Annotated in this window: 25 protein-coding genes; 10 read left to right on the top strand and 15 right to left on the bottom strand. The window is 49.6% G+C overall.

The annotated features are described in order from the left end of the window. Positions 1 to 1,383: DUF6383 domain-containing protein (locus DWW90_RS09850; protein ID WP_233547701.1), on the top strand; the 1,383-nt coding region annotated here is incomplete at its 5' end. A gap of 361 nt (positions 1,384 to 1,744) precedes the next feature. Here the strand turns inward: DWW90_RS09850 and DWW90_RS09845 are convergent. The 8 genes from DWW90_RS09845 to DWW90_RS09810 form a co-directional block, all read right to left on the bottom strand. Next, positions 1,745 to 2,023 carry a hypothetical protein gene (locus DWW90_RS09845; protein ID WP_122344867.1) on the bottom strand — a complete coding sequence of 93 codons (279 nt, stop codon included), beginning with the start codon at positions 2,021 to 2,023 and terminating at the stop codon, positions 1,745 to 1,747. Positions 2,024 to 2,129: 106 nt separating this feature from the next. Beyond that, positions 2,130 to 3,716, bottom strand: coding sequence for a tetratricopeptide repeat protein (locus tag DWW90_RS09840; protein WP_122344866.1), 1,587 nt, complete (start codon positions 3,714 to 3,716; stop codon positions 2,130 to 2,132). A 26-nt stretch (positions 3,717 to 3,742) separates the two neighbouring features. After that, positions 3,743 to 4,678 (bottom strand): PstS family phosphate ABC transporter substrate-binding protein, encoded by a 936-nt coding sequence (locus DWW90_RS09835; RefSeq protein ID WP_122344865.1) that lies wholly within the window; start codon positions 4,676 to 4,678, stop codon positions 3,743 to 3,745. Positions 4,679 to 4,699: 21 nt separating this feature from the next. Next, entirely contained in the window at positions 4,700 to 5,518 is an 819-nt protein-coding gene (locus tag DWW90_RS09830; protein ID WP_122344913.1) for an energy transducer TonB, read from the bottom strand. Between the two features lie 5 nt (positions 5,519 to 5,523). Next, entirely contained in the window at positions 5,524 to 6,189 is a 666-nt protein-coding gene (locus DWW90_RS09825) for a biopolymer transporter ExbD (RefSeq protein WP_122344864.1), read from the bottom strand. 14 nt (positions 6,190 to 6,203) lie between these two features. Then, positions 6,204 to 6,812, bottom strand: a complete 609-nt coding sequence (locus DWW90_RS09820) for a biopolymer transporter ExbD (RefSeq protein ID WP_122344863.1) — start codon at positions 6,810 to 6,812, stop codon at positions 6,204 to 6,206. Positions 6,813 to 6,817: 5 nt separating this feature from the next. Continuing rightward, positions 6,818 to 7,627 (bottom strand): MotA/TolQ/ExbB proton channel family protein, encoded by an 810-nt coding sequence (locus DWW90_RS09815; RefSeq protein WP_115498008.1) that lies wholly within the window; start codon positions 7,625 to 7,627, stop codon positions 6,818 to 6,820. 206 nt (positions 7,628 to 7,833) lie between these two features. Beyond that, the gene (locus DWW90_RS09810) at positions 7,834 to 8,226 is read right to left on the bottom strand and encodes a hypothetical protein (RefSeq protein WP_122344862.1); all 393 of its coding nucleotides are present in this window, start codon (positions 8,224 to 8,226) and stop codon (positions 7,834 to 7,836) included. A gap of 150 nt (positions 8,227 to 8,376) precedes the next feature. On the opposite strand from DWW90_RS09810, the gene eno reads away from it, so the two are divergent. Continuing rightward, positions 8,377 to 9,660: a phosphopyruvate hydratase gene (eno, locus tag DWW90_RS09805; protein ID WP_122344861.1), complete on the top strand. Its 1,284-nt coding sequence runs from the start codon at positions 8,377 to 8,379 to the stop codon at positions 9,658 to 9,660. A 114-nt stretch (positions 9,661 to 9,774) separates the two neighbouring features. On the opposite strand, the gene DWW90_RS09800 is transcribed toward eno, so the two are convergent. Then, a complete protein-coding gene (locus DWW90_RS09800) occupies positions 9,775 to 10,785 on the bottom strand; it encodes a kelch repeat-containing protein (RefSeq protein ID WP_122344860.1) in 1,011 nt (336 codons plus the stop codon). A gap of 255 nt (positions 10,786 to 11,040) precedes the next feature. Here DWW90_RS09800 and DWW90_RS09795 point away from each other — a divergent pair, with 255 nt between their 5' ends. The 6 genes from DWW90_RS09795 to DWW90_RS20390 all read left to right on the top strand — a co-directional run bounded on the left by DWW90_RS09795 (position 11,041) and on the right by DWW90_RS20390 (position 14,590). Beyond that, positions 11,041 to 12,357, top strand: coding sequence for a DUF4270 family protein (locus tag DWW90_RS09795; protein WP_122344859.1), 1,317 nt, complete (start codon positions 11,041 to 11,043; stop codon positions 12,355 to 12,357). Then, entirely contained in the window at positions 12,344 to 13,552 is a 1,209-nt protein-coding gene (locus DWW90_RS09790; RefSeq protein WP_122344858.1) for a hypothetical protein, read from the top strand. Before DWW90_RS09795 ends, DWW90_RS09790 begins: the two co-directional genes overlap by 14 nt. 104 nt (positions 13,553 to 13,656) lie before the next feature. Continuing rightward, complete coding sequence (locus DWW90_RS09785) at positions 13,657 to 13,893, top strand: hypothetical protein (RefSeq protein ID WP_147382419.1); 237 nt, start codon at positions 13,657 to 13,659, stop codon at positions 13,891 to 13,893. After that, a complete protein-coding gene (locus tag DWW90_RS09780; protein WP_122344856.1) occupies positions 13,887 to 14,192 on the top strand; it encodes a type II toxin-antitoxin system RelE/ParE family toxin in 306 nt (101 codons plus the stop codon). Before DWW90_RS09785 ends, DWW90_RS09780 begins: the two co-directional genes overlap by 7 nt. 37 nt (positions 14,193 to 14,229) lie before the next feature. Next, complete coding sequence (locus DWW90_RS20765; RefSeq protein WP_233547700.1) at positions 14,230 to 14,409, top strand: hypothetical protein; 180 nt, start codon at positions 14,230 to 14,232, stop codon at positions 14,407 to 14,409. Then, entirely contained in the window at positions 14,399 to 14,590 is a 192-nt protein-coding gene (locus DWW90_RS20390; RefSeq protein ID WP_147382418.1) for a hypothetical protein, read from the top strand. The genes DWW90_RS20765 and DWW90_RS20390 overlap by 11 nt, the downstream gene beginning before the upstream one ends. 71 nt (positions 14,591 to 14,661) lie before the next feature. Here the strand turns inward: DWW90_RS20390 and DWW90_RS09770 are convergent, their stop codons facing one another. The 5 genes from DWW90_RS09770 to DWW90_RS09745 all read right to left on the bottom strand — a co-directional run bounded on the left by DWW90_RS09770 (position 14,662) and on the right by DWW90_RS09745 (position 19,113). Further along, positions 14,662 to 15,711, bottom strand: coding sequence for a DUF2776 domain-containing protein (locus tag DWW90_RS09770; protein ID WP_122344855.1), 1,050 nt, complete (start codon positions 15,709 to 15,711; stop codon positions 14,662 to 14,664). Positions 15,712 to 15,929: 218 nt separating this feature from the next. Beyond that, a complete protein-coding gene (gene rplS, locus DWW90_RS09765; protein ID WP_115498015.1) occupies positions 15,930 to 16,277 on the bottom strand; it encodes a 50S ribosomal protein L19 in 348 nt (115 codons plus the stop codon). A 462-nt stretch (positions 16,278 to 16,739) separates the two neighbouring features. Beyond that, positions 16,740 to 16,925 carry a hypothetical protein gene (locus DWW90_RS09755; RefSeq protein WP_122332934.1) on the bottom strand — a complete coding sequence of 62 codons (186 nt, stop codon included), beginning with the start codon at positions 16,923 to 16,925 and terminating at the stop codon, positions 16,740 to 16,742. Between the two features lie 119 nt (positions 16,926 to 17,044). Continuing rightward, the gene (locus DWW90_RS09750; RefSeq protein ID WP_122344853.1) at positions 17,045 to 18,280 is read right to left on the bottom strand and encodes an acetylxylan esterase; all 1,236 of its coding nucleotides are present in this window, start codon (positions 18,278 to 18,280) and stop codon (positions 17,045 to 17,047) included. Positions 18,281 to 18,339: 59 nt separating this feature from the next. Continuing rightward, positions 18,340 to 19,113 carry an NIPSNAP family protein gene (locus tag DWW90_RS09745; RefSeq protein WP_122344852.1) on the bottom strand — a complete coding sequence of 258 codons (774 nt, stop codon included), beginning with the start codon at positions 19,111 to 19,113 and terminating at the stop codon, positions 18,340 to 18,342. Between the two features lie 133 nt (positions 19,114 to 19,246). Here DWW90_RS09745 and DWW90_RS09740 point away from each other — a divergent pair, with 133 nt between their 5' ends. Together DWW90_RS09740 and DWW90_RS09735 are read left to right on the top strand one after the other, a co-directional pair. Beyond that, positions 19,247 to 22,237, top strand: a complete 2,991-nt coding sequence (locus tag DWW90_RS09740; protein WP_122344851.1) for a glycoside hydrolase family 3 N-terminal domain-containing protein — start codon at positions 19,247 to 19,249, stop codon at positions 22,235 to 22,237. A gap of 62 nt (positions 22,238 to 22,299) precedes the next feature. After that, entirely contained in the window at positions 22,300 to 23,331 is a 1,032-nt protein-coding gene (locus tag DWW90_RS09735; protein WP_122344850.1) for an aminotransferase class I/II-fold pyridoxal phosphate-dependent enzyme, read from the top strand. A 96-nt stretch (positions 23,332 to 23,427) separates the two neighbouring features. Here the strand turns inward: DWW90_RS09735 and DWW90_RS09730 are convergent, their stop codons facing one another. After that, on the bottom strand, positions 23,428 to 23,967 hold the full coding sequence (locus DWW90_RS09730) for a methylated-DNA--[protein]-cysteine S-methyltransferase (RefSeq protein ID WP_122344849.1): 540 nt from the start codon (positions 23,965 to 23,967) through the stop codon (positions 23,428 to 23,430). Positions 23,968 to 24,044 lie beyond the last annotated feature (77 nt).

Raw genomic sequence — 24,044 nt, 5'->3', positions numbered from 1 at the left:
TATTCAGTAGAAGGTAAGGCTGATGTTTATACAAACCTGACAGATACATTCGAAATCAAAGTGATGGAAGATGTAAACTTGAAAGATTCAACAATGGGCTGGTCTTATATCACTGCTGATTCTTTGACTAACTATGCATTCTCTTTGGATTATGTATCAGGTATTCTGGAAGGTCGTAGCATCAATATGAAAGCAGACTCTGCTGTAGTTGCTACAACAGGAGAAGGCAAGCTGTTCAAGCTCGTAGCTACAGGCTTTGGTAAAGTAGCAGATGCAGCCGAAGTTGATGGCGTTAAGACTCTTTACAACCAGGCTTATAAGATCTATACTAAAGACAAGAAGTTTGTTGTAGTTAAAAACGGTTCTACCGGTAAATTGGCTTTGACTTCTGTAACAAGTGAAGTTGGTGCTGCTGCCGCAGATGCTTTCTTCTTGAAAGAAACAGAAAACAAGGGTGAATATATCCTGGTCAATGGTAAGGCTAAGTACAATGTAAACTCTACAAACGAAGTTCTGGAAGCAGTAGGCTTGAACCTGAACAACAACGCATTTGCCGTACAGGTAGAAAAAGCTCCGGAATATGTATTGGATGCTAAGGGCCACTATAACATCGAAAACCTGCGTGGCGACATGTTGGCAGCTGATGCTCAGGGCTTCGGTATGTTCCGCAAGGAAGGCGAACTGAAAGCTGCTTATGAAAAGACAGACTTCGCTCTGTATGTTGATACAGCTAAGATTGATGCAACACAACCTTCTTACTTCATCCTGTCAGGCGCTAAAGCTGGCGAAGGTTCTGAATTGGAAGGTAACTTCTTGCGTGTAATGACTGACTCTGCAGATGTGGAAGGCTACAAAGCAGCTAACGGCTTGATTCGTCTTGCGTTTGTTCCTGCAAAACGTGAAGCCACAAGCGACTCTCTGCTGGTTAACTATATGAATGAGAAATTGGTGAAAGCTGATAGCGTAGGTTACAAAGGCAAAGGTGGCGATGTAAAACAGTTCCAGTTCAAGATCCAGTACACAGATGTTGATGGTGAATATATCGTAGAAAACAATGCTGGTTTCCTGGCTACTTACAACGATGTTCTTTGCTTGACTGATGGTAGAGATGATAAAAATACTGCACAGTTAATCAAACTGACTACTACTTCTGCTCCGACAGCCAACGAAGGTGTTGAAGTATCTGAAGTGAAAGTTATCGCTGTTAACGGTGGCGTTCAGGTAATTGGTGCACAGGGTAAGAAAGTTGTTGTAAGCAACATCCTTGGCCAGACAATTGCTAACACAGTAATCACTTCAAGCGACGCTGTAATCGCTGCTCCTGCCGGTGTAGTAGTTGTAGCTATCGAAGGCGAAGATGCTGTAAAAGCTATCGTTAAGTAATAGATGATAAGATAATAACAAAATAAGCATTCTCTGTTCCCTCTTCGAGAGGGGGCAGGGTCTGTGTTATAATAATCAAATAATTCTAAGATTCACTCGTGCGGCATTTCCCGGACGGACGGCCCTTGTTGTCTCTGTCCTGTAGAAACGTCCAACTACCCCGTGAGGGCGAACAAGCGGTGGATATTAATACTAAAGTAATCGAAATTACAGTAAAAAAGTTCATCTGTCCCTCCCTCTGCGAAGACCGAAGGCAGACAAAAAACAAGCTCCCGCAGTCTTTTGATTGCGGGAGCTTCGTTGTGTATCATTGTAAAAAACTTCTTGTAGTTTAACGCTTAATCCAGTTTTCTGTTTGGTTTCATTCGTCAAAGGATACTATATGCCGTGTTGTATTATTCTGACGACCTTGTTTAATAGCCTCACTTATCTTCTCAACTTCCGGATTATCTTTCCAAATACCGGCCAGGCGATGCAATGCGGCATCCTTGTCTGTCTCTATAGTTGCTTGTCTTTTTTTTAGATTCAACAAACCATACAGGCGATGTTTAACCATTTCAAGAATATCATCGTTTTCAATGGAAAGTATGGCACGAGCTAATTCCGCTTTATCAGCTTCCAGTTTCAGACTTGTATCCATATTCTATTCTCCTATTCTAATGTTATTTAGACAAAGATAATTGTTTTTTCTCAAAGTTGTGTTGTCTTGGCTGTAAAAAGTTTGTCAGCTCTTTTTATTTGGGGGCTTATTTAATATTCTTCAGCGCTTCGAGGGCAGTCTTGTTGCCGGGGTCGATGTCGAGGATTTTGTTCCAGTATGTCCGGGAGCTGTCCATGTCTTGCTTGAGGTAATAGTAGTAACCTAAGTAGCGGTAACATTCGGACAACTCTTTTTGGTATTTGTCCTTATCCTTTTCGAGGAGGGGAATACATGATTCGTAGTACGGTTTAGCTTGCCCCTTTTCTGTTTCCGGGTCCATCAGCGAGTTGGTGCGTGCCTGCCACAAGAGCCCCAGGTGGCTCGACGGAACCCGTTCCTTGACGATCGCGAAAAGGCTGTCGGCTTTTGTCAGGTAGCCGGTTGCAAGCGTACTGTCTTTGACGGCGGCCCCGTAATAATATTTCCCCAATTGGTAGAAGTCGGAGGCCTCTGCCGCTTCACCCGCCTGTTCGATGTATTTTGTGTAAGCCAGGATGGCGGCCTTGTCGTCTCCTTTGTTCAAGTTGGCATCGGCGATATCCTTATAGATCTCGGGATGTGTATCGCTATTGCAAAGCGCTTGCGCTTTTTGTAAGGCGACTAACGACTGTTCATACTGTTCGGACTTGTTTAGCAGGCGGCCATAGTACAGGTAATCCTGCCAGATGAATTTGCCGTCCGGGATATTGAAGAAGGCAGTCGCTTCGTCCAGGCCCTCCCGGTAGTTGCCGGTTTCGCAGGCGTTATAGAAGCTAAGACGTTTCAGCAGGAAATTGTCTGGGTCGATGGCCTTTCCTTCGGCTATCGCCCGGGCCGCTTCGTCGTACTGTTTGTTGAAGAAGAGGGCGGAGGCGTAATGGACCAGGTTGTCGATAGAATAGAGGCCACCGGCCATGTAGCGGCTGTAGGCGTCGATCGCTTTCGCATAGGCGCCCTCCTGCGAATAGATATTCCCTAAGGTACGTTGGGCAAGCAAATAATCCGGATGGCTTGCCAGCACCTTTTGCAGCATTTCCACCGAAAGGGCAGGGGTTACGCTCTGGTAGACCTCGGCATATTTGAGATAGGCGATCCGGCAGTCGGGATCGAAATGGATTGCCTGCTCGTATTTGCCGGCGGCGTCACCCGGTTTGTTCTCGGACAGCAGGCGGTCGCCTTCGTACAAATAGAGGGAAGGGGCGTTCGGATTGTATTTGCGGGCATTCTCGAGAGAGGCGGCGGCTTCTGTCGCCATACCGTTTGCTGCATAGGCAGAGGCGATGGCGACGTAGGTGTCCGCATCCTTTTTGTTTACTTTGATGGCAGCGTCGAAGGCTTTTACGGCGGCGGATTTGTCTGTCTTCAGCAGGAGCTTTCCTTCGCCTACTTTATTCAGGGTATATTCGGGGTTGGCTTCCCAACCCTGTTTATAGTAGTTTTGCGCTTCCGGCAATTGTCCGGCGTTGTAGGCGATCTCGCCCAAATAATAGAAGGCAATCGCTTTTTCCACAGGGGAATTGTCCAGCTGTTTCTCAAACAGTTTTCTGGCAATATCCGGTTCACCGGCTTGGTAGAAGTCGATGCCGGGATTGTTGTCTGCATAGGCAATGGTTGCCAGCAGGCTGATGATCTGGATATAGATGTTGCGTCTCATAATAATTAATTGTTTAGTGTTGGTAACTAATTCGTTATATTCACGATCCGGACCGGCTGTGTTACTGGGAGCAGACCGGATTTCAGGATGATCCGCTGTCCGCGATCGCTCGAGACAAAAGAGGTGAAGCCAGAAGCCAATCCTGTCCGGGGTTCGGAAAGGATCAGGTAGACTGGCCGTGTCATCGGATAATCGCCTAATGCGATATAGGCCTGGTAAGGCTTGAAGCTGTTTGTCGGAGTTGCCTTCCGGTAACGGCTGACGGCCATCACGCGAATATTGTCGATAAAGCTCATGCAAGTGGAGTCGGACGGATTACTGATCCAGTTAACCCCGATGACGCCGAGCGCTCCGGGTGTCTTGGAAACGTAGTCGAGGACGGCCCGGTTGCTCTGTGCCGCTTGTAGGTGTGCGCTTAGTTTCTCACCGCCGCAAATAGAGTCGATTGCATACCGTACGGTGCTCGAATTGGGGTTGTCGAACACCACTTCGATCCGGGTCGCCGGATTTCCGGGCGATAGCTCGTTCCAGTTCCGTATCTTACCGGTCAGGATCTCTTTCAGGGTGGGAATACCGATCAACGAATCGGCATTTTGCCTGTTGACGATCAGTGCGATTGCATCGGTCGCGATCCGGATGGCTTTCGGGTACAACTTTTTCCGGTTCATAAAGTCTGTTTCCTCTCCGGTCAGTTGCCGGGTGGTAACGGCCAGCCAGGTACTGTCGTGCAACAGCCGGTTGATCGTCTCCGTCTCGCCGGAGAATAGGGGAACGATTCCCGCTTCTTTGTAGATGCTTTCGAATACGGCGACCTCTTCTTGCAGGATCGGTGCCAGAGATTCGTCCGACGCGACGGCTATCACGCCGCTTGTCGGAGTGTCGTCGGGTTCCGTCTCTTTCCTGGAGTTGCACGCAACCAGAGACGAGGCTATTAAGAGCGATATGATAATATTCTGTTTCATCTTAACACTTTACCTCCATAATTATTGTAATTTGAAACGAACCGGAACCGTGAAATAGACAGGGACAGCCCTGCCGTTCTGCTTGCCTGGCATCCATTTGGGGAGCGACTTGATCACACGTATTGCCTCTTTGTCGCATGAAGGGTCCAGTTTACGGAGTATTTCCACATCCGTCACTTCGCCGGTTGGACTGACTACGAAGCGGATCGTTACGCTTCCCTGTATCCCCTGTTCGGCCGCCAAGACCGGATATTTCAGATGTCCGGAGATGTATTTCAGCAGCTCGGTCGTGCCGCCGGGATATTCAGGCATCTGTTCGACGGCGGTGTAGGGCTTCGCTTCCTCCTGGATGACCTCTTTGTTGTCTTTCAGGTCGGCGATGTCGATCGCATCTTCGCTGTCTGTCCCCTGTACGTCGGCTACCGAAATAGCCATCTTCGAGGTGGTCAGTTCTTCCTGTGTCTTGATCTCTTCGTTATCGTTCACTTCCTTGTCCGCTTTGATGACGGGAGGGGTGAACTTAATGGTGCTCTTCAGTTTGGGAGGAGGGGGCGCTTCGAGGTTACGGATAACGTTCTCTTCCGGTACTTTCGTTTCCATTTTCAGGTCGGAGAGGGTGGTTACTTCCAACACCTGCTCCTTCGCATGTTGCGGTATGACCGACTTGATGATGGCCGGCAACACCATGATCAGAATGGCTCCGGCTGCGACGATCAGCAGGGCGCGGATATGCCGGGAGGAAGAATCTTTACGCAATTCGTAAGCTCCGTATTCCTTGTTCTTCCCGGTGAAGACCAGCTCGCACCATTCCGGTGAATTCAGATTTATATTCTTTAGCATGACCGTCATTTTTTAGGGTTGGACCGGGCAATCTGCTTCGTCAGCTCTCCGTCGCTCTTCAGGTTGTCGACCAGAAATTTATCTCCATCCGTGATGTCCACGATTGCGTATTTGCCGATATTGCATATCTGCATTTCGTCCAGAGCGTCTACCAGGTTCCGGTAGGAAGCGTCGTCGGTCGCCTTGATCAGGACGACAGGGGCGTCTTTGGAACCTTTTATCTCGGAGGCCTGTTTCTTGAACTCGTCTTCGGAAATCTCTTTGTCCAGTTTCTTCAGCTTGAGTTCTTTCATCTTTTGGACGACATCGAAGTTGCGTGCTAACAGGATGTCGCGCAGTCCGGTGGGCGAGTAGTCGGTCTGTTTCAGGGATTCGACGTGCTCGTAGTCCGGTTCACCGAAATAGTAGTATATCTTATTGTCTTCGCCAAGTAACAGGGTGATGGCCTTGGAGGCTTTCACTTTCGTCTGTTCGGCTTCTGTCACCTGGTCTTTCGACGGCATGCTGATCTCCATTGTCTGCGGCTTGCTGAGCGAGGTGCAGAGCATGAAGAAGGTGATCAGCAACATGTTCATGTCCACCATAGGCGTAAAATCTACGCGGACGGTCATCTTCTTCTGTTTGCATTTCTTGCCGTCGTCTTTGTTTTTATCTGTATTTACTTCTGCCATGACTTGTGTCGTTGTTAGACATTGTCGGGCATGTTCTTGAGTGTGGTAATCAAATTATACCGGTTCTCTCGAAGGTCCTGCAATGTGTTCATAATGTTCTTAATCTTCGGGTAAGGAGTGTCTTGGTCGGCCTTGATGGCGATGACCAGGTCGCGGTTCACTTCGCGTGCATGCTGCACCCAGAGTTTGAACTGGTTGTTGATGCTGTCGGTGGGGATACCGTAGTCTTTCATCAGCCGGTCCTGTTCGTCGGACGGCATGTTGAGATACTCCTGCATGTTCTGGATAGGGACGCCGAAGGAAGGTTGCAGGCTGAAGTTGTAGATTTCTTTGTCTGTGAAACGGATGCCGAAATCTTTTCCCAATAATTTCAGGACGTTCGCCTTGTCTTCTTGCTTGTCCAGGCTCATGAATACTTTCCCGTCGGGGTCTACCAGGATGGAAAGAATGTTCGTTTCCGGTATCTTGATCTCGGAGACGGACGAAGGGGTGGAAACGACCACCGGTTCTTTCTGGATAAAGGTAGACGTCAGCATGAAGAAAGTAAGCAGCAGCACGGTGACATCACTCATCGCCGTCATGTCGATGAATGTGCTTTTGCGTTTTACTATCAGCTTAGGCATACGGCTCAGTGTTTAGCGGCAAACGTCTGTACGATGGAGAAACCGATTTCATCAATGGCATAGGTAATATTATCTATTTTACTGGTGAAGTAGTTGTATGAGATGATGGCCAGTGCACCGGTGGCAATGCCTAATGCGGTGTTGACCAGGGCTTCTGAAATACCTGTCGACAGGGCAACGGAGTCGGGCGATCCGGCATTGGCCAAGGCGGCGAACGAACGGATCATGCCCAATACGGTGCCCAGCAGTCCAAACAGGGTTCCTAACGTAGAGATCGTGGCGATGACCGGGAGATTCTGTTCCATTGAAGGCAGTTCGAGGGCGGTGCTCTCTTCTATCTCTTTCTGGATAATGGCTATTTTTTGCTCTTTGGTCTGCTCTGTCGTGCTCTCCACATCGCTATAGCGCGACAGGGCGGCGTTGACGACATTGGCGACGGAGCCTTTCTGTTCGCTGCACAGTTTATGGGCGGCTTCGAGGTTGCCGGCTTCGAGGTATTTCTTGATTGCCTGTACGAAGTTGACCAGGTTCTTTTTCCCTTTTGAACGGCTGATGGCGATCATGCGCTCGATACTCAGGGTGATCACGGTAAGCAACAGGGTGATCACGAGCGGGACAATGTATCCGCCTTTGTAGACAGTTCCGAAATAGTTTCCGGGCAGCGGATGGTTGGCAGGATTGTTATCCATGAAGTTTGCCGGGTTGCCCAGCACGAACTTGTAAAAACAAACGGCTATGATGAAGCACGCCAGGATGACGATGGCTGCGGAAATGCCGTTATATGACTTCTTGTTATTTGATTTCTTCGTTTCCATACTCTTGTATTATTTGACAGTAAATGTGATTTTGTGATAAAGCTGATGCATGTATGGCTGTTTAGCGGCTGTATCCAACCATTCCCCTCTTGAGAAAGGCGGAGAGTGCGGTATTGTCTGCGCATGTGAAAATACACACTCTTTGATCCCCTCTCCAAGAGGGGAGACGATTACTCTCAGCTACTAAAAACCGACAGTATGTACTATCAAATAATAATTTTTCGTAAGACGTAGACCCAGTGGCCTGCCCGTATACGAAGGGAAGAGCATTTTAAGGTGTGAGTGATTGATGTTATTTCGGATATCTTATTGAGGGCGTTTTGTTCTTTTTGTAACGATAGCTCAAGCAGGCGGGTAGTCGTTTTTAAAAGACGTTCGCTGTATTCGGTCGTTTGTTGTACACGGTTGGTGAGGCATAGGGCGGCATTCGGACTTTTGCATAATTCAAAATGTTTGACTTTCTCCTGGAAGGAATGGGCATTGTCTTTTTCCGTCACGATGGTTTGCCTGTCGGCGGAGTCTTCTGTCGTAGCCATGATTCCTTGTCCTACGGTGAACAGGAGAAGAATGGATAATATGGATAACAATCTTTTCATCATGGTACATTTAGAAACCCTATCGTATAAACATAACAATGCAAGTGGCAAAAAGTTGAACGGTATATAGATAAATTCGATCTCTTTTTTCCAACAAACCTTCGTATTCTCCTGTTATATTTGTACAAAAGATAAAACTCAAAAAGTAAAAGTATGGAAATTGTAAAAGTAATAGGACGAGAGATCCTTGATTCACGTGGTAACCCGACTGTTGAAGTAGATGTGCATTTGGCTTCCGGCGCTTTTGGCCGTGCGGCTGTTCCCTCCGGAGCTTCTACCGGTGAAAACGAAGCGATCGAGCTTCGCGATGGCGACAAGAAACGTTATGGTGGCAAAGGCGTTCTGAAAGCTGTCGATAATGTAAACAACATAATTGCTCCCGCCATCTTAGGTATGTGTGCCCTGAACCAGCGTGAGATCGACCATAAACTGATTGAACTGGACGGTACGAAGACCAAGTCCAATCTGGGCGCCAACGCCATGCTGGGCGTTTCATTAGCGGTAGCCAAAGCGGCAGCCAACTATCTGGATCAGCCCCTTTACCGCTATATCGGCGGAACGAATGCATACGTGCTGCCTGTCCCGATGATGAATATTATCAATGGCGGCTCACATTCCGACGCGCCGATCGCATTTCAGGAATTTATGATCCGTCCGGTGGGAGCTTGCTGCTTCCGCGAAGGTTTGCGTATGGGAGCCGAAGTGTTCCATGTCTTGAAGAAGGTGCTCCACGATCGTGGCTTGAGTACTGCCGTAGGGGATGAAGGAGGTTTTGCTCCTGCATTGGACGGCACGGAAGATGCCCTGAACTCCATTATGGCCGCTATCAAAGCCGCCGGATACGAACCGGGCAAGGATGTGACGATCGCGATGGATTGCGCCTCTTCCGAATTCTATCACGACGGCGTATATGACTATACGAAATTCGAAGGTGACAAGGGCGCTAAACGTACGGCCCAACAGCAGGTGGCTTACCTCTCCGAACTGGTTGCCAAGTATCCGATCGACTCTATCGAGGACGGTATGGACGAAAACGACTGGGCTGGCTGGAAGATGCTGACAGAAGCGTTGGGCAGTAAATGCCAGTTGGTGGGCGACGACTTGTTTGTTACAAACGTTGAGTTCCTGAAGAAGGGTATCGAAGAAGGCTGTGCCAACTCTATCCTGATCAAGGTGAACCAGATCGGTACGCTGTCTGAGACACTGGATGCTATCGAGATGGCACACCGCAACGGCTACACCTCTGTCACTTCCCACCGTTCCGGTGAGACGGAAGATGCAACGATCGCCGATATTGCCGTGGCTACCAACAGCGGACAGATCAAGACCGGTTCTCTGAGCCGTTCCGACCGTATGGCGAAATACAACCAGTTGCTCCGTATCGAAGAAGAGCTGGGCGACCTGGCTGTTTATGGCTATAAGACTTACAAGAAGTAACCTACGGAAAGAAGGTATATAATAACAAAAAGGCCTGCCAATCACTGGTGGGCCTTTTTTCATGTGTCAAAAAATTTTACCTAATCAGAGAGTGAATGTATAATCGTTTCATCATCATTCGTCATCGGGATCATAATCGTATGGATGCAGTTCCCAGATGTCGTCGAACCGGTAAGTACCGCTTTTGCCCGTTGCTATAAAGCCTCTTGTCCCGTTGGAGAAAGAGACTGCTACTGTACGCGCCGAACCTTTGAAGGCATGCACCTCTTCCCACAGGTCGGTAGAAGGATTATACTTCCATGTGTCGTTTCGGACGTTTCCGCTTTCCCCGCAGGTCAGATAGGCTGCGCCGTCGATAACGAAGGTGCTGGCGTTCATGCGTACAATACTATAATCGTCGTCATAGTCTTCATCCGAAGTGTTGGCTATGTCGCGAAGTTGTGTCCATTGTCCTGTCGACGGGTCGAACTTCCAGAAGTCGCTGATATATTCGCCGTTGTTGACGCCGCCGCATACATAGGCGATATTGTCGATCACGAAGCTGGAAGCGCCCATGCGCTTGCTTCCCCCGATACTGATAATCTGTGTCCAGGTGTTGTTGGCAGGGTCGAAGGAGTAGAAGTCTTTCAGGTAGTTGCCGTCGTATCCGGCGCCGATGTATCCTTTACCGGAGACTCCGAAGGAGACGGCGCTGTATCGTCCTACGCCTGGAAAGTCGGCCTTTTGTGTCCAGGTATTGGTTGCCGGATCGTATTCCCAGAAGTCGTTCAGCTTGTTTTCGCCGTCGTAGCCGGTACCGAAATAGCCTTTGCCGTCGATCGCGAAGGCGGTTGCGTTACTGCGGGCGGTGCCGGGGAAGCCGGCTTTCTGCGTCCAGGCGTCCGTTGTCATATCGTATTCCCACAGGTCGCCCAGTCGCGCATTGCTTTTGCTACCGTCATATCCGCAGACCAGGTATCCTTTATTGCCGATGGAGAAGCAGGAGGCTTCCCCGCGGGCAAGCCCGTCGAAGTCGGAGGTGCGTACCCAGTTACCGATCAGATCGTCGTCATCGTCATCGCTGCAAGAAGAGACGAAGACGGGGAGCAGAGCTATCAAGAGAGCAAATAATCTTTTGTGTGTCATTCTTAAACGTGTTCTTTTGTTGTTTACCGTTGCAAAAGAACGAGGCTTTCCCTTTTCCCGCAAATGAAATCGACGAACAGGCGTTCTTGTCCGGTGAACGGACGGATCAGGGAGGTAAATGCCTTTTTCACCCGCTGAAAGACATTGGCAGGCGAACTGCAGCCTTTTATTGAAAGAAACCGGCCGTTGGCAGGTTATTCTTGCAGGACAAAACCGGATTGAAGTTCTTTGCAAGCCGAAATATATCGTATATGTATGAATAAGAATCTGATTCCTTTTGGACTGCTTCTGCTGTGCAGCGCTCTCTTTTCCTGTTATGACGAGAATAATAGTTACGGGGACAACCTAGTGGACAGTGTTTTCCGGAATGTGCTGGTGGACAGTTGTACCGTCACGGTGAGTTCCACCATAATCGATTCGTTAGAGACGACCGGACAGGGGCTTGCCTTAGTGGGACAGTACACCCATTCGCTCTGGGGAACAGTCTCCGCCAGTGCCTATCTGCCTTATTCGTCTCCTTCCTATACGACGGAGGCGGACGAGGTTGTACGGTTGGATTCCCTTGTGCTGGCCCTCTCATACGGCGGCTATTCGATCGGCGACACGGCGCAACCGATGCGGCTTACCGTACACCGCCTTTTAGAGAAGGTCATCCTGAACGACAACGACTACCTTTATAACAACAGCTCTTTCGCCTATGATCCGGAGCCGATTGCCACCTGCACCTTCAAGCCGAAGCCGGGTGACTGCGAACGGTTGGAAATCCGTCTGCCGGACGACTTGGGCGAAGATATGCTCACAAGGTTGCACAGCCGCGACGACGGCCTGTCGGGCGACCGTTTCGGGGATTACTTCAAAGGGCTGGTCGTTATTCCCGACCTCAACGTATGTCGGAATATCGTCTCCTTCAGTGTGGGCGACACGGCTTCCGCCCTGATCCTGCGCTATCGTATAGAAGATGCAATCGCGCAGGAAGCAGAGTGTGTGATCTATCCGAACACCGAGACGCAGTTCTACCATGTCGACCACGACCGGACGGGGACGGCTATGGAAAGCCTGCCGCTTAAGAACCTCGAAGTCGCTTCCTCCGAACTGGATAACCGGGGCGTGCTCTTCGGAGGAATCGGCTGGTACAGCCGGCTTGGCTTTCCCCACCTGAACGAGATCCTGCAACAGGGCGAACGCATCTCGATCGAATCGGCCTATCTGAAGATCTATCCCGAGCCGGGTTCCTGGTCTGAGTTCAACCCTCTTCCCGACAGCCTTTTCCTGTATATCGTAGACGAGAACAACGTAGTGACGGATGCCGTCACCGACTATTTAGGCACCGAAGTACAGAGCGGGACGCTGGTCAAGGACGAGAGTTTCCCGGAGAACACGTATTACTACTTTGACGTCAGTACCTTCATGCAAGAGGAGTTAGGCGCTTTCGGGAAGTATAAGCACAGCCTGCAACTTGTCTTCGGCGAGGACGATTATACCCAGACATTCCGCAACCTGACTTTCAGCGATCAGGAGGGACGTTCTCCCATTGTCTTACAACTAACTTATAAAATATATGAGAGTTACTAAATACGGATGGCTGCTTGGCCTGATGCTTCCCCTTTCTGCCGCAGCCCAGAATGTGATGACTTCCTCGCCCTATTCGATGTTCGGGATCGGGGAGATTACGACCGGACTGTATGGCTCCAATACGGCTATGGGAGGCGTTTCGACCGGTATGCGGGGGAAGATGCTTCTCAATATGGATAATCCTGCCGCCCTGACTGCCATCGATACGTGCCGCTTGCTGGTGGAAGTCTCTGCCTTTGCCAAGTGGGAGGCGTACCGTTCGAAGGGAGACGATAACCAGGCTTTTACGGGTAACTTCTCCCGCTTTGCGATGGCTGGCCGCATCATTCCCCGCTGGTATATGGCGGCGGGACTGACGCCTTACAGTTCGGTCGGCTATTATTTCCAGAGCACGCAGGAGTTGGAAGGTTCTCCCGGCTCTTACTATACGAGTGTGTTCTCCGGCGACGGCGGCCTCTCGAAGGTCTACCTCTCGAATGCTTTCCTGGTGTTGCCCTCGCTATCGGTCGGAGTCAATCTTGGCTATATCTTCGGGAATATGACACAGGCGGAGACGCAGAGCACGATGGCGATTTCACAGAAACTCTTCGGGCAGTCTTTCACGGCCGATTTCGGCGTGCAGTACTCCCGCCGTCTCGGTCGCGAACTGAACCTGACGCTTGGTGCCGTCTACGGCCTGCCCCAAACAATGCGTCTGGAGAAGACCAAGACGATAACGGATAATTCCACCTCGGCTTCTTCCAATATGAAGAAGGTCAGCCAGACCTTGCCGCAGTATATCGGGGCAGGCGCTTCCGTGGAGTATAAAAAGATGACGTATGCACTCGACTATATGTACCGGCAGTACAGTTCGCTGACTTCGGCGGACACGCGTGTCACGTTCCACGACTCGCATGAATTGCGTGCCGGCGCCTGTTATTATCCGGATGGCTACAGCTCATCGAGCATCTGGCAAAGGATGGATTATAAGATCGGCTTCGGACTGTCGTCTCCTTATTATATGCATGTCAGAGGACAGTCCGGCATCTCCTGGCGCGTCAGTGCCGGCCTCGGCTTCCCGCTGATGAACGGCCGCCTCCATACCGCCTTCTTCTACGACCGTGTCGACCTCAGCGGCAATGCGCTGAAGCGGGGGATAACGGGTTTCACGGTTACTTATACGCTGAGCGAGTTGTTCTATAAGGTTAAGTTGTAGAGGGATGCCTTGCCGGATGTTATAAGCCTTTGATGTGTTGCAGGAAAAGATTTATTTCATATCTTTGCTTCTGTAACTCAAAAGAAAGGAGTATAAATATGACTATGATAGAATTAGAAGCGATGAAAGCAACTCTGGCTCGTCAAATCCTCACAGAAATAGATAGCGAAGATATGGTTCGTAAGATGCAAACCTTTTTTCAACGGCTAAAGAGTGAAAAGGCATCTTACTCTATGCCTATAGATTTACTGGAAGACTTGATGGCACAGGCTGAAAAAGATGATGCAGCAGGATTGTGCATTACGTCTGAAGAATTGGACAAGGAGATGGAGGCATGGTAATAAAGTGGGCTCCGATAGCAAAACAAAATTTGCAGGATATTTATCAATTCTATTTGCCGGAAACAGGACGGAAGAAAGCTTTGGAAATTGTGCAGACGATAAAGGATGAAGCAAGATATCTTTTAATATCTCCTGGTGTAGGGCAATATGAAATGATTGACAATAGGCAAACAGCTTACAGATATATTGTAAAGCGTCATTGGAAATTATATTATACCATAGAGAATAATTATATCCGTATCGCATTTGTTTGGGACACTCGCCAAGATCCTCAACGATTACGTTGTTTGCTAAAATAGTAAACGATAAAGACATCTTTAACCGCTAAAAAACTATATGGCAAAGCTTAACCGCAAAATAAAGACAAAGACAACCGCGTCCACCGAAGAGGGAGCCGGATATATCAGTAAGGAAGAAATCCTTGCTGGAATTGCTGTTGGGTTGAAAGAAATGCAAGAACGCAGGTGTTGCAGGAAAAGAGCAAAAACATTAGAAGACTTGATAAATGAATTATAGTATCATATTAGGTAAACAAACTTATCCCTATCCATTAACTCATTCCCCCTATTATATTATCCCTTTCATCGTAATCTATAAGTCGTCCGCTTGGCGTCGAACGATCGTTCGCTTGCCGCTGGACGATCGTTCACTGGGCGGCGGACGATCGTTCGCCACCAAGCGGACGACTTACGAATAGTAACCAACGGCCTAACATATACCGAAGAAAAGGCTAAAGGATAACGATCAAACGCTTAACAGCCGGTAGCCTTATTTGGAAGAAGTCCCGCTCTCCAGGATACTGACAATGGAGAAGAGCGTGAAACAGATACCTCCCAATCCCGCCAACACACGTGCCGGCACAAAATAGTATCCGTGAACCGTCCCCATTTCGAACAGGAATGCTGCCAGGAAGAGGCAACCTAACGCCGTAAAAATAGGAATCAGCGGGATGCGGTTGGACAGCTTGAACTCATGCCGCCATATCTTCGACAACAGGATCACTTTGCTGGAAATACTGTAGCAGACCAGTCCCAATCCAATCATGATGTAGCCGGTCGAAGCGAGTCCCCTGTCGGCCGTACCCAATATCAGGATCAATCCCCAGATGACACACAGGCTTCCCATGATCAGGACCAGCACCGGCCATATCCTTCGTTCGGAGGCGGAGAAGATGTTCCGTATCTGCCGGGCGATGGTGGCGACCAGTGTAATCAGGCAGGTACAAATCGAGGCGAGCCCGATCATGACGTGTCCCGCCACGAAATACTTCGGATGCAGTCCGCTCTTGGCAAGCAGCACGAACGCCCATACCCAGGCGACGACCGAGATGATGAGGGCAATGGAGATCAGCGTCAGCCCCTGTGTGCGTGTGAAGGCTTTGGGTGGTGGCTCGTGGTCGCTCTTCCGGGCGTTGACGGTTATCATCGTAAAGCGGGTGGATGAGGTCGCGGTTGTAGCCACACAAGCGGTGATAAGTCCGACACCGCAGATAACATGCCCTGCCACAAACGAAGCCGTGTCCGTCGAAACATGCAGCAACCGGATTCCTCCGATAATCGTCAGGGCTGCCGACAGATAGCCTACTCCGGGAAGCACATACTTGCTCACCGTCCCGAAAGTCCCGATAATCTGCCGTATGATAGTGGCGGCTGTCGAGAAAAGAGCAATGCAAATCATCCCCAACGAGAACACGACCGGACCAGCCAAAAAGCGGTTTGGGCCTGTCCCATACGACGTGATGAACAGCCCGTAACCAAAACAAAACAGGCCCATAAGCAGGGGAATAGCCCTGAACAGAACGCTAATACCGTAATTCATAGAATCATCTTTTTGAGTTTCCAGACAAACAACGCCTGCCGTAGCTTTGTTCCTGCTCTTTACATTTTATAAATACTTTTAGGGGTGGACGGTTTACGAATCCGATGCCTGTCCGTCCGCAAAGCGACAGGCATCGCATCCGGAACGGACAGGCACAACAAAAAAGCCGCCCGAAATGAATCGGACGGCTTTTTCGTATGGCAATCGAACCAGAGAGATTACACTCTTCTTTCTTTGATTCTTGCTTTCTTTCCGGTAAGAGCACGCAGATAATACAGCTTGGCGCGACGTACTTTACCAAATTTGTTTACAGTGATGCTTTCGATAAACGGAGATTCGATCGGGAAAATACGTTCTACACCTACGTTTTCAGACATCTTACGAACAGTGAAGCGTTTCTTGTCGCCGTGACCTGAGATGCGGATTACAACACCTCTGTACTGCTGGATACGTTCCTTGTTACCTTCTTTGATACGGTAAGCTACTGTAATAGTGTCACCACTCTTGAATGAAGGATATTCCTTCTTTGTAGCAAACGCTTCGTTTACAACCTTAATTAAATCCATTGTTTTATAGCTTTTTAATTGTATTTATTAATGAAACGCAATGTAACGGGCAACCTTGTCCCGACAGAGATTACGCAAAGCGGATGCAAAGTAACGAAATAATTATTTGATACGCAAAGAATCCGGATTGTTTATTTTAGATAAACTACAAGTATTGAGAGCACGTATGGTTGTTGGCTATGTAACGGACTAAATAAGTCTCATTGTGAATCGAAAAGAATACATACCATCGTGTGTTATGATTTTTCCTGTAGCTGACGTAATACAACTCCTTCCCATAACGATCAAAATGAGCCGGAGCTTTCTTCTTTAATTGAAAGGGAAGGCTGCCTTTAATGTCTTGAATCAAGTCTTCCACGTAATCCATAGCAGACTCGTAAAAACCAAAATACTGTTTCTGATAAAGTATTTCGATTAATTCAACCAAGTAGTTCTCTACTTCTGGTAAGAATAATACAACCATTAATCAAATAGGGCTTTGATACGGGGACGAAGGCGGTTGATTAATTCATCCGCAGTGATGGCGCGCTCCAAATCTATATCATAATCGACTTGGGATTGCATTCCTCTATGATTGTAGGAAACGATAGGTTCTTCCACTTTGAAGTGGCTTTCTTCCGGTTCTGGATATGTTTTATGTTCAGTCATTATGTGTTGTCTTTTAAGATGTCTCCAAAAGTACGGATTATAATCGGCATAGACAAATGAATCCGAATGGAAATCCAATTATGTTCGGATACAATTGGATTTCCGTTCGGAGTTATTATTCATTTCAACCACTTATCCGCAAACCGGATGTAGTTCTCCCAGTCGAAATCCGTCACGTCGTGCACACCGGTGCGGATGTGGTAGGCGACGCGGTCACCGATCGAAGTGTTGACGGGCGGAAGGGTGGTTGTCTCCAGACCTTTCATGCCGTAGAGTTTGTAAACATCTCCGGCGTATGAGGCGGAAAGGAATTCCCCTTTTGGATCGGACCAGCGATCGCCTTCGGCACTTGCCACATAAAGCGGGCGGGGAGCGATGAGGGTGAGCAGTTCGTGCTGGTCGATTGGCAGGTCGTTCTCTTTCTTGTTATACCGGCGGAAGTTCTTGCAGAACCAGTGCGGGAATACGTTGTTGATGCGGTTGACCGTCTCGCCTACCTGCCGTCTGGACAAGGCTGCACCGCCGCAACCGGATTCGTTGGCGACGACGATGGCGAAACGCGTATCTAAAGCACCGGCCCAGAGTGAGGCTTTCCCCAAACGGGAATGGCCCATAAGGATCACTTTGGAAGCGTCCACCTGCCAGTCTGTTTCCAAATAATCCATCACACGGCTGTTTCCCCAGGCCCAAGCGGCAATGGCCTGTCCGCCGTCTGCCGGGATATCATCGCCGGGTTTGTAGCCGAAGAGGGCGAGGATGCTTTCCGCATGCTTGTCTTTATCGTCGGGGAAGAAGTCGAAATAATGGACGGTGGCAAGGCCGTAACCGGCATCGATAATCTTCTGCAACGGCCAGCGGGAGGCTTGGTTGCCCCGGGCTTCTTTGGAATATTGCGAAGGGATGATCTCCGGATCTGCCGAGATTGTCTGGTTCCCCTGGAAGTTGAAGTGCAGGAAGACCGGGGCCTTGGTCTTGACATGATTCGGCAGGTACATTAGCAGTAGGGCTTTCCGTTCGACACCGTTGCGGCTGAACGTGATCTCGATCTGTTTGCGGGTGGCACTGCCGTCGAGGGCGCTGTGGTTGTCGTCCAGCTTTTTATAGGAGACTTCCACTTTGTCTGCCGGCATCTTGCCATAGACCTGTTCGGCAAAGATGGAAAGCAGTTCGGGACGCCTGGTCTGCTCCCATTGTTGCGAGGTGGTAACTTTCTGGCCGCTTGCTGTTTCCAGCAGGGCTGGCAGGGTGTACGGCGGAATCTTGCTTTCGTCGTAGTTGGCTTCTTCTGCATTCTGTGCGTGCAGGCCGAGCAGGCTGAATGCTAAAAGTAACAGGATGGACAATCTTTGCTTCATGGTATGATATATTAATTCTTAAATTGGCACATTAGCACATTATCCCATTGGCATATTATTTATATTTGCGAATAGGGCAATGGCGAAAGGAACAGGCTGGTGTTCCGGGTTGCCGTGTAGGCATATTCGGGCATATCCTTGATCCGTTGCCAGTCGGGATGTTTGCCGAACTTGTTCCAGGCTTCTGCGCGTGTCGGTTCGTCCTTATACCAGGTGAGGTACATGATCGCCGGCATAATCGGTCCGGCCATTATCTCGCCGTAGCAGACGGAGTTGACGCCTACTTTGTCGAATATATCGATCTCATCGTTGTTGAACATGGCTATTTTTCGCTGGTTTGCCTCTTCGTTCGGGCTGTGGTAAGTGCGCAGTTCCAGGAGCGTCCGGTTCTTGTCCGGCATTCGCATCGTCGGGATTTTGTCGAATGCTTCGCAAAGGTAGCTTTCGAAGTTGAAGTAGGCTGGCTTGGGAGCCGTCTGATCGAAGAAAGGTTGGGCGGCTTTCCGGAACGTGGTGTCTTTCCATATATCCTTCTTTACCTTATAATAGGTGTCGATGTCGGGATAGACGAACAACAGCAGGCGGCGTTCCTTCTCCTCCTTCTTGTAAGGGGCGAAAGCGCCGGCTTTGATGTTCTTCCGGTTATAAGCCGGGATCAACGTGTCGCGGAAAAAGGCATCCAGTCCGCCTCCGTCTCCTTCCAGTGTGTAGATGCGCCATTCGTAGATCTGCTTCTTTGAGGAAGCGGTTTTTTCTGTGGTCGCGGCTATTCCGTTGATCGCCGGGAGAGTGGCCAACAGGCCGGTCAGTTTCATAAAGTGTCTTCTCTGCATGGTTTGATAGAATTTGAATTAAAAAATAATTAGTAAACAGCCCAAAGGTAGGAAATATCAGGGTAAAATTCTTACTTTTGGTGTGCATTATTCTCGGGATTTGTTTAATATTTGATGAAGTAAGGAAGTTAAGATGAAGAAAATATATATCCTCCTGTTTAGTTGTGTCACGTTTTTATCCGCTCTGGCGCAGACGACACCGAACCTTTACCGGGCTGCGGACCAGGCGAAGATGAACCATTGGGTAGACTCTGTCTTTGATGCTATGAGCTACGACGAACGTATCGGACAGCTCTTTATGGTGATCGCCAATCCGAAGTCCGACACCCGCAATATGCAGCGGCTGATGCGGTATGTCAATGAAGTTAAGATAGGCGGTATCCTGTTTCACAAAGGCGATCCGGTGACACAGGCCGAGGTGACCAACCGTCTGCAAAAAGCCTCCCGCATCCCGATGTTGGTCTCGCTGGACGGCGAGTGGGGGCTGTCGATGCGCCTCTCCGGTACGACACGTTTTCCAAAGAACATGATGTTGGGCGCTATCGAAGACAACAGCCTGATAACCGAATACGGGAAAGAGGTGGCCCGCCAATGCAAGGAGATGGGCATCCATATCAACTTCGCCCCGGATATGGATGTGAACAGCAATACCGATAATCCGGTAATCGGCCTGCGCTCTTTCGGCGAGAATCCGAATGCGGTTGCAGACAAAGGACTTGCTTATGCCCGCGGACTGGAAGGGCAGGGGATTATCTCCGTCTCCAAACACTTTCCCGGCCATGGCGATACGAACGAGGATTCCCATTACACCCTGCCTGCCGTCCACCACGACCGGGCGCGACTGGACAGTGTCGAGCTGCTCCCTTTCAAACGCTATATCTATGATGGCTATGCAGGCGTAATGACCGGGCATCTGTATGTCCCGGCGCTGGATAAGGCTCGCAATAAACCTGTCTCCATGTCGCGTGCAGTTGTCACAGACCTGCTGCAAAAAGATTTAGGATTCCGGGGACTTTGCTTCACCGATGCGTTAGCGATGAAAGGCGCCTCCACCCGCAAATCTGATAACCCGTCCGTCATGGCTCTTCTTGCCGGAAACGATATCCTGTTGGCTCCTGCCGCTCCGATCAACGATTTCGCTGCAGTCAAGGATGCGCTGGAAGAGGGTATTCTGGATAGGGAAGAGGTGGAAGCAAAGATCATCAAGATTTTGCAATACAAATATATCGCCGGACTGAACAACTACCGTCCCGTCGACACGAAAGGCTTGTCCGCTCGCCTGAACACGCCCCATGCCGCCTGGCTGGCTGCAAAGCTGAATGCCGAGGCGATCACGCTTATGAAGAATGAAGGAGATATCGTGCCACTGAAACAGTTGGACAAGAAGAAGATTGCCGCCCTCTCTATCGGAGATGACACCGGCAACGAGTTCCAGAAGATGCTCTCCCGCTATGACTCGGTCGCTTGTTTCAGTATCGGCAGGAATGCGACGGCGCAGCAGGTGCAGAACGTGTATAGGAAACTGGAGAAATACGATGTGATTATCTGTGGCGTCCACACGGTGCGTATCCCGGAAAGCCTTGCCTTGCGCCAGTTGGCCGGGAAGAAAGAGTTGGTCTATGCCTTCTTCACTTTGCCTTATTTCTGTAAAGAATATAAAGCCTCCATTCTGAAAGCCAAAGCTGTGGTGATGGCTTACGAAGGGACGCCGCTCGCCCAGGAATACGCTGCGCAAGTAATCTTTGGCGGTATTGCAGCCAAAGGAAAACTACCGGTCTCTATCCCGACCTTATACCAGGCCGGTACGGGTATCTTTACCGGAAAGACGCGCCTCGGTTATCATGAGCCGGAAGAGGTAGGCGCCAGTCCCGAGCGCCTCGATGTCATCGCCTCGATTGTGGAGGACGGACTGGAGCAGAAAGCCTTTCCTGGTTGCCAGGTCTTAGTTGCCAAAGACGGGATGATTATTTATGATAAATCGTTCGGCTATTTCAGTTACGACGGGAAACAACCGGTTGAAGAAAACTCGGTCTACGACCTGGCCTCTTCCTCCAAAGCTGCCGGAACGCTTCTGGCAGTCATGAAGGCTTACGATGAAAAAAAGTTCACTCTGAACAATAAGATTTCCGATTTCGTCCCCGAACTGAAAGACTCCGACAAGAAGAATCTGCTTATTAAGGAACTGCTCTATCATCAGTCCGGCCTGACACCTACGATTAATTTCTACTTGAAAGCGATCGACAAGGACAGCTACAAAGGCAGCCTCTACAGCGGTGCAAAGAATGCCACGCATCCGGTCCGCTTCGATGCCAAGACGTATGTCCGCAACGATTTCTCTTTCCTGCCCGACCTTGTTTCCGATAAGAAGAAACCGGGCTTTACGACAGAAATTGCCCGCGGTATGTATCTGCACGATTCCTTTAAAGACACCATCATTCAGGAAATAAAAGACTCCCGTCTGGGGGTGCGGGGTAAGTATAAATATAGCTGCATCAACTTCATCCTCCTGAAGATGATGGTTGAAAAGCAGACCGGACAGCCGATGGACCGCTTGTTGCACGACCAGTTCTTTAGTCGTCTTGGCGCCTGGCATACGACTTACAATCCGCTGCACGTTATGGACACGGCCTGCATTGTCCCGACGGAAAACGACCGGTTTATCCGTCGTCAGCTCCTTCGCGGTTATGTGCACGACGAGGCGGCCGCTTTCCAGGGAGGCGTTTCCGGAAATGCCGGGTTGTTCTCCAATGCGGACGATCTGGCGAAAGTCCTGCAACTTTACCTGAACCAGGGAACTTATGGTGGCGAACAATACCTCTCCCCGGAGACCGCCCGCCTCTTCACGCAAAGCAAAAGTCCGACCTGCCGTCGTGGTCTCGGTTTCGACAAACCAGCCCCCGGTGCGGGCAAAGGTTCGCCATGCGGCAGTCTGGCGCCGGCCTCCGTCTACGGACATACCGGTTTTACCGGCACCTGCTTCTGGGCCGATCCGGACAACAACCTGCTCTATATCTTCCTGTCCAACCGCGTGAACCCGACACGGGCCAACAACAAACTAAGCTCGCTGGAAATACGGACGCGCATACAGGATGCTATCTATAAAGCAATCAATGGAGGGAAATAAAACAAAAGTCGTATCTTTGCCTCTCTATTACACGATAATTATTTACTAAAAACAGATATTGTATGCTATTCGGACACGGTGATGATTTCTATAATTCGCAGAACGAAGTAAAGATAAACTTCAGTTCAAACGTCTGGCATGGTGCTAACCTGGAAAAGCTCAAAGATCATTTGAATGAGCAGTTTGATAAACTGACACGCTATCCGGAACCGGATGCCGGCACCCTGAAGCGGTTACTGGCCCGCCGGTATGAGATGAAAGAGAATAATATTGTCGTAACAAACGGCTCGATCACGGCTTTCTATCTCCTGGCGCAAGCCTGGAAGGGGGGGAAGTCGATGATTGCGATCCCCTCTTTCTCCGAATATGAAGATGCCTGCCGCCTGCACGGACATGAGATCAGCTTCTTCCCGACATCGGACGACCTGTCCGAACTCTCGCTCGAAGGACAGGATTTCTGCTGGATATGCAACCCGAACAATCCGGACGGCAAGCTGATACACCGTACCGAACTGCTGGCTCTGATCGCTGCCAACCGACAGACTACTTTTATCATCGACCAGGCATATGTCGCCTTTACGACGGAAGATATGCTGAAGCCTTCGGATGTCAAGAATCATCCGAACCTGATCCTGGTGCAGTCCATCTCGAAAGCCTACAACATTCCGGGGCTGCGCATCGGTTACTTGATCGCCTCTCCCGAGAAGACGGAAGAGATTAATAAATACATCATTCCCTGGTCGGTCAATGCGATTGCTATCGAGGCAAGCAAATATATCCTGATCCACCCAGCGCAGTTCACCCTGCCGATCCGTAAATGGCAGCGCGAGACAGCCGAACTAATCTATCAGTTGAATAAATTGGACGGCCTCGAAGTGCAACCCACTTCCACCACCTTCTTCCTGGTCCGCCTGAAGAAAGGTACTGCCGCCGCATTGAAACAGTATTTGTGGGAGAACCACGGCATACTGATCCGCGACGCCTCCAACTTCCGTGGCCTCGATGAAACCTATATCCGTGTCTCTACCCAGACCACTGCCGAGAACCAGGTGCTGGTCGATGCGGTAAAGGAATGGCTGGCGTTGATCCCGTAGAGATGTACGGCCGTGCATCTCTGCAACACAAATAAATGAAGATATGAAAGACATTTGTCAATGTTCTGGTTGGTAAAGACGGACATCCGTCCGTCTCTACTTTTCCCACTCAATCATCTTCCTCTTTCTTTCGCTTCCCCAATGATATTCTCCGTATTCTCCGGTGGAACGTATGACTCTATGGCACGGTATAAACAAAGAGACTGGGTTGGCTCCTACTGCCGAACCGACTGCACGGCAGGCTTTCGGCTTTCCGATATGGTTGGCGATGGTGGAATAGGTGGTGAGTGTTCCGGCGGGAACCTTAAGCAATTCTTCCCAGACCTGTATCTGGAAATCAGTCCCCTTTACATGTAAAGGAATCGGGCCGGAGGCGCATTCTTCTTTCCCTTCTCCCGTCTCTTCCCGGTAAGTAGCATTTGGGAAAATCGCTTGCAATTCGCCTATGGCCTGCTTGCGGTCGTCATCGAAGGCGGCATAGCAAATTCCTTTTCCGGTATGGGCCAGCAGCATCTCTCCGAACTCTCCGCTGGTGTAACGGTAGCGGATGACGAGGTTTCTCCCTCCGTCTTTATATTCTTCAGGAGCCATTCTTTCGATGCGGAACGAGCAGCTGTTTAAATGTATGTAAGTCATAATGATATAGTTTGATTCTGCTTGCAAAGCTAACATTCTTCTTTAATTATGAATGATGAATTGTGAATTATTTGTAA

Origin of the sequence: Parabacteroides sp. AF17-28, from assembly GCF_003479205.1 — a bacterium.
Lineage (GTDB): Bacteria > Bacteroidota > Bacteroidia > Bacteroidales > Tannerellaceae > Parabacteroides > Parabacteroides acidifaciens.
The sequence above is the reverse complement of the archived record's forward strand: the minus strand, read 5'-3'. Positions and strand labels throughout refer to the sequence as shown.

What these genes read in the sequence shown, in the direction of transcription:
- DWW90_RS09845 (WP_122344867.1), bottom strand. Translation starts at nt 2,023, where the DNA reads ATGGATACAAGTCTGAAACTGGAAGCTGATAAAGCGGAATTAGCTCGT.
- DWW90_RS09840 (WP_122344866.1), bottom strand. Translation starts at nt 3,716, where the DNA reads ATGAGACGCAACATCTATATCCAGATCATCAGCCTGCTGGCAACCATT.
- DWW90_RS09835 (WP_122344865.1), bottom strand. Translation starts at nt 4,678, where the DNA reads ATGAAACAGAATATTATCATATCGCTCTTAATAGCCTCGTCTCTGGTT.
- DWW90_RS09830 (WP_122344913.1), bottom strand. Translation starts at nt 5,518, where the DNA reads ATGCTAAAGAATATAAATCTGAATTCACCGGAATGGTGCGAGCTGGTC.
- DWW90_RS09825 (WP_122344864.1), bottom strand. Translation starts at nt 6,189, where the DNA reads ATGGCAGAAGTAAATACAGATAAAAACAAAGACGACGGCAAGAAATGC.
- DWW90_RS09820 (WP_122344863.1), bottom strand. Translation starts at nt 6,812, where the DNA reads ATGCCTAAGCTGATAGTAAAACGCAAAAGCACATTCATCGACATGACG.
- DWW90_RS09815 (WP_115498008.1), bottom strand. Translation starts at nt 7,627, where the DNA reads ATGGAAACGAAGAAATCAAATAACAAGAAGTCATATAACGGCATTTCC.
- DWW90_RS09810 (WP_122344862.1), bottom strand. Translation starts at nt 8,226, where the DNA reads ATGATGAAAAGATTGTTATCCATATTATCCATTCTTCTCCTGTTCACC.
- eno (WP_122344861.1), top strand. Translation starts at nt 8,377, where the DNA reads ATGGAAATTGTAAAAGTAATAGGACGAGAGATCCTTGATTCACGTGGT.
- DWW90_RS09800 (WP_122344860.1), bottom strand. Translation starts at nt 10,785, where the DNA reads ATGACACACAAAAGATTATTTGCTCTCTTGATAGCTCTGCTCCCCGTC.
- DWW90_RS09795 (WP_122344859.1), top strand. Translation starts at nt 11,041, where the DNA reads ATGAATAAGAATCTGATTCCTTTTGGACTGCTTCTGCTGTGCAGCGCT.
- DWW90_RS09790 (WP_122344858.1), top strand. Translation starts at nt 12,344, where the DNA reads ATGAGAGTTACTAAATACGGATGGCTGCTTGGCCTGATGCTTCCCCTT.
- DWW90_RS09785 (WP_147382419.1), top strand. Translation starts at nt 13,657, where the DNA reads ATGATAGAATTAGAAGCGATGAAAGCAACTCTGGCTCGTCAAATCCTC.
- DWW90_RS09780 (WP_122344856.1), top strand. Translation starts at nt 13,887, where the DNA reads ATGGTAATAAAGTGGGCTCCGATAGCAAAACAAAATTTGCAGGATATT.
- DWW90_RS20765 (WP_233547700.1), top strand. Translation starts at nt 14,230, where the DNA reads ATGGCAAAGCTTAACCGCAAAATAAAGACAAAGACAACCGCGTCCACC.
- DWW90_RS20390 (WP_147382418.1), top strand. Translation starts at nt 14,399, where the DNA reads ATGAATTATAGTATCATATTAGGTAAACAAACTTATCCCTATCCATTA.
- DWW90_RS09770 (WP_122344855.1), bottom strand. Translation starts at nt 15,711, where the DNA reads ATGAATTACGGTATTAGCGTTCTGTTCAGGGCTATTCCCCTGCTTATG.
- rplS (WP_115498015.1), bottom strand. Translation starts at nt 16,277, where the DNA reads ATGGATTTAATTAAGGTTGTAAACGAAGCGTTTGCTACAAAGAAGGAA.
- DWW90_RS09755 (WP_122332934.1), bottom strand. Translation starts at nt 16,925, where the DNA reads ATGACTGAACATAAAACATATCCAGAACCGGAAGAAAGCCACTTCAAA.
- DWW90_RS09750 (WP_122344853.1), bottom strand. Translation starts at nt 18,280, where the DNA reads ATGAAGCAAAGATTGTCCATCCTGTTACTTTTAGCATTCAGCCTGCTC.
- DWW90_RS09745 (WP_122344852.1), bottom strand. Translation starts at nt 19,113, where the DNA reads ATGCAGAGAAGACACTTTATGAAACTGACCGGCCTGTTGGCCACTCTC.
- DWW90_RS09740 (WP_122344851.1), top strand. Translation starts at nt 19,247, where the DNA reads ATGAAGAAAATATATATCCTCCTGTTTAGTTGTGTCACGTTTTTATCC.
- DWW90_RS09735 (WP_122344850.1), top strand. Translation starts at nt 22,300, where the DNA reads ATGCTATTCGGACACGGTGATGATTTCTATAATTCGCAGAACGAAGTA.
- DWW90_RS09730 (WP_122344849.1), bottom strand. Translation starts at nt 23,967, where the DNA reads ATGACTTACATACATTTAAACAGCTGCTCGTTCCGCATCGAAAGAATG.